The organism is Planktothrix sp. FACHB-1355, from assembly GCF_014748295.1.
GTDB lineage: Bacteria > Cyanobacteriota > Cyanobacteriia > Cyanobacteriales > Aerosakkonemataceae > Aerosakkonema > Aerosakkonema funiforme_A.
The window spans coordinates 1-4,119 of sequence record NZ_JACJUP010000607.1; the positions used below are offsets into that span (position 1 = coordinate 1).

Sequence of the window (4,119 nt, forward strand, 5' to 3'; positions counted from 1 at the left end):
TGCGGGTTTTACAGTTTGTTGTCAAAAAAAATAGGTCTGAAATTCTCAAGTAGACCTACTTAATGAAAACAATGAATTTATTACCATTATTTTAAACCCAACACCTAAAAACTCAACTAAAAAGAGCAGAGTTTTTAATTTTATTGATATTAGTGGTGATGTTGCAACAGCATCGAAGAGTAAAATCATAAACGACCTTATTATCAGCGAGGTCGTCGAGCCTACATCCTTATTTTGTCTACCTTCTAGCTATAGTTGTCGCCCCTTCAGGCAAAAAGATAGAATTATTTGCTACCAATGTTTTGGTATATCCTCTGATGATAGTAATAGAAGAGCGATAGTTGCATATCCCCTGTCTAAATATAAACTACGTGGAATTAAATTTTTAAGCTTGGTTATTTTTGTTAATTTCGCTTTCCTCTTTTGGTGTTTGCATTATATAAAGTAAATTCAGTTCGTTATTGGTTTCATCGAGTAATGCTTTTAGCCATGCTTGCCTGTACTCAAGATCATTCCTGTGTTTTTCAATTTCTTCTGTTGTACTGGAACCCAGAAATAGCTCATAACTGGTAGGCATTTGGGATAAACTATGAAGGTGATCGAGAAAGTCTAATATTGTTCCAGTAGCCTCGCTAACCTGCTGATTATCCTCACGGGTTGTTATTTCGGCAGAAACGGCAATTTGAGCGTTTGAAGTAAATTCTTCAAATGCAAGTATTTGGGTTAGTTTATGTTCTAAATCTTCCTTGGCCTTGGCCTGCTTTTCTGATTGCTGTTTAGCTTCGCTAATTTTTAGATCGAGAAGTTGAACCATCTGGTTGAAGCTCATTGCCAGATGCCCAAATTCTTTTGATGAATCAACAGTCGCTCGAACAGTTAAATCACCACGACTTACTGCATTAAAGTGACTCTGAAGATTATTTATAATAATCTTCATCCGATCTGTAGTAATTCGCTCTAGCGCCAAAGTTATTCCTCCCACAGTAAACCCTGTGAGTAAGCCTGCTAAAGCTGTCTTTTCCAGTCGAGATTGTGTCATCTTAGCTGGCTCGGCGATAATATGGACAGAAACTTGGATCGCAGCAACGACTGCCAATGATGAAATAATTCCAGCTGTAGTTGCTGTAATTACTTGTTGGGTTTTGAGACAAACATTTTCAAAAGTAGTTAGTAATGGTTGATTGCTTCTAGATACAGGCTGAACCTTTTGCGTTTCAAACGCAGTTGCATTGGGTAAATGCGGTGAAATATGAGATGATTCCCCATGCTCTTGGGATTTTTGCATATAAGATTTGGATGAAAGTAAGACCAATATCACACGACTTTACTAAAGGACTAGAAGAATTTATACCTAACCTCTTAGGTACAACCCCAACTCTCGCATTATGTTGATGTATGAAACTATAATTTGATTCTACTGCTAGCCACGTAGATATCAGCCAATCCAAAACCTGGCTTTCCTTTATTCCTCCGCTCCACTTGTCCCATTCAGAGCGAACCCGGTTCTATCCCAATTCGCCGCTCTGATGATGCGAAGGTCTAACTGTAGCGCTAGACCAGAGGACAGCAAAGAGCGATCGCCTGTTATAATCCACAATGCTGCAAACCTCTGTGCTTGGATGCCAACAGCCAAGCGGCAAAAACTAAGGAGGCTGCACAATTGTTGCCCAAAAAGGTCGTTTTACCTCATAATTTGACAAACACAGTCGCAAAAAGAAGCCTGTGAAATATTTTTTTCTTTCTGATGGATGGACATTTGGCAGAGTCTGGGCGTCCGATGGCGTGTGGAATGAAACCGCTTGGCGACGCCGACCCAATATTGAGCGTATGAATATTTGCTTAGTGGAAAACAACGAGAAGTTATGGCTGTATCGGGTCGAAGACGCCATCTTAACCGTGGAAGTCAAACCGTTGGAGACTGCCGAAGTTGACCCAGCGGCTAAAACGATCGGTCAAGTAGTGCTAAAGCGCCTCATCAGTGCCGAGCAAGTGCTGGAGCGACTGGCAGCGGGCCAGACCATGTGCTACCTGACTAACATCCAATCTGTAGTTTTGTAAAGTTACCTCACAAACTGCAACTGGGCAAAACGCAACCGGTTATATAAACGTATGGCTGCTTTGAAGAAGCCACTGTAACCCGCTTGCAATGGACAGCGACAAGGTTTACACTTCTTTAACAACGACTCACAAACAAATCTCCTGCTGGAGCGTTGCCCAGTTGTGAGACGAAGACAGTGGAGGGGCGATCCGCACCCGGACTGATAGCGGCCACTGGCTGCTCTTGGGAGTGGCGTGTGCTGAATGCGTTCCCTTTAACTGGTTTCGGTAGTAGGTCAATCCAAATTTCAATAATTTGAGTAGGAATTTTCCTCTAGGGCGCGTATCCACGCTTTATGAAAATTCCCATCACAAAAATGATTGTCTGCTTTATAAAAGTTCGCTCAACTAAGATCACTCACTGAGGAGGAGCGTAGTCAATGGGACTACCCTGGTATCGAGTACACACAGTCGTCCTGAACGATCCGGGTCGATTGATAGCTGTACACCTAATGCACACCGCCCTTGTGGCAGGGTGGGCTGGTTCTATGGCCTTGTACGAACTAGCTATTTTCGATCCTAGCGATCCAGTCCTGAACCCGATGTGGCGTCAGGGGATGTTCGTGATGCCATTCATGGCACGCTTGGGCGTCACGCAATCCTGGGGTGGTTGGAGCTTGACTGGCGAAGCGGCAAGCAATCCTGGCATTTGGAGCTTTGAAGGTGTTGCCGCCGCTCACATTGTCCTTTCCGGTCTGCTGTTCCTAGCTGCTGTTTGGCACTGGGTTTACTGGGATTTGGAACTCTTCAGAGACCCCCGCACTGGCGAACCGGCCCTGGACTTGCCAAAAATGTTTGGCATTCACTTGTTCTTATCCGGTCTGCTCTGCTTTGGCTTCGGTGCTTTTCACCTGTCGGGACTTTTTGGCCCAGGTATGTGGGTTTCCGACCCATACGGTTTAACCGGCCACGTCCAGCCGGTAGCACCGGAATGGGGACCGGCAGGGTTTAACCCCTTCAACCCAGGTGGCATCGTGGCTCACCACATTGCTGCGGGTGTTGTGGGCATCATCGCCGGTTTGTTCCACCTGACAGTCCGTCCGCCGGAGCGCCTGTATAGAGGGCTGCGGATGGGGAACATCGAAACCGTACTTTCCAGCAGTATTGCAGCTGTATTCTTTGCTGCTTTTGTCGTCGCCGGTACGATGTGGTACGGTACCGCTGCTACACCGATCGAACTGTTTGGCCCGACCCGCTATCAGTGGGATCAAGGCTACTTCAAGCAAGAGATCCAGCGGCGCGTCCAAGCCAGTTTGGCACAAGGAGCGACCCTCTCGGACGCTTACTCGGCTATTCCTGAAAAGCTGGCTTTCTACGATTACGTAGGTAACAGCCCCGCTAAAGGCGGTCTGTTCCGCGTTGGCCCAATGGACAAGGGCGATGGCATTGCCCAAGCTTGGTTGGGTCACCCAGTTTTCAAAGATGCGGAAGGGCGCGAACTGACGATACGCCGTATGCCCAACTTCTTTGAAACCTTCCCGGTTGTCTTGACTGACAGCGATGGCATAGTTCGTGCTGACATCCCATTCCGTCGCGCTGAATCTAGATACAGCTTCGAGCAAGTAGGGGTTACGGTCAGCCTCTACGGTGGCGAACTGGACGGTCAAACGTTTAGCGACGCACCTACTGTGAAGAAATTTGCTCGTAAGGCTCAGCTGGGTGAGCCGTTTGAGTTCGATCGCGAAACGCTCAACTCTGACGGGGTATTCCGCACCAGCACCCGTGGTTGGTTCACCTTCGGTCATGCCGTATTTGCTCTGCTGTTCTTCTTCGGTCACATCTGGCACGGATCTCGTACTCTGTTCCGAGATGTGTTTGCCGGTGTAGACCCAGAACTCTCTGAAGAGCAAGTCGAATGGGGCTTCTTCCAGAAAGTGGGTGATAAGACTACCCGCAAGCAAGAAGCTGTATAACCCAGCTAAGAATAAGGGCGAGATAAAGTCAAAAGTCAAAAGGCAAAAGGCAAAAAAGTAATATTTACTTTTTACTTTTACTTTTTACTTTTGGCTTTCACAGTCCCGA

4 protein-coding genes are annotated in these 4,119 nt (G+C 46.5%); 2 read left to right on the forward strand and 2 right to left on the reverse strand.

Going from position 1 to position 4,119, the window contains the following annotated elements:
* Positions 1-385: 385 nt before the first annotated feature.
* Positions 386-1,285 carry a HAMP domain-containing protein gene (locus H6S82_RS21515; RefSeq protein WP_190467216.1) on the reverse strand — a complete coding sequence of 300 codons (900 nt, stop codon included), beginning with the start codon at positions 1,283-1,285 and terminating at the stop codon, positions 386-388.
* A gap of 177 nt (positions 1,286-1,462) precedes the next feature.
* Positions 1,463-1,597: a hypothetical protein gene (locus H6S82_RS34130; protein WP_255512257.1), complete on the reverse strand. Its 135-nt coding sequence runs from the start codon at positions 1,595-1,597 to the stop codon at positions 1,463-1,465.
* A gap of 125 nt (positions 1,598-1,722) precedes the next feature.
* Between H6S82_RS34130 and H6S82_RS21520 the strand changes: the two genes are divergently transcribed.
* Both H6S82_RS21520 and psbB read left to right on the forward strand, forming a co-directional pair.
* A complete protein-coding gene (locus H6S82_RS21520) occupies positions 1,723-2,058 on the forward strand; it encodes a hypothetical protein (RefSeq protein WP_190467213.1) in 336 nt (111 codons plus the stop codon).
* Positions 2,059-2,477: 419 nt separating this feature from the next.
* The gene (psbB, locus tag H6S82_RS21525; RefSeq protein WP_190467210.1) at positions 2,478-4,010 is read left to right on the forward strand and encodes a photosystem II chlorophyll-binding protein CP47; all 1,533 of its coding nucleotides are present in this window, start codon (positions 2,478-2,480) and stop codon (positions 4,008-4,010) included.
* Positions 4,011-4,119: the final 109 nt, after the last annotated feature.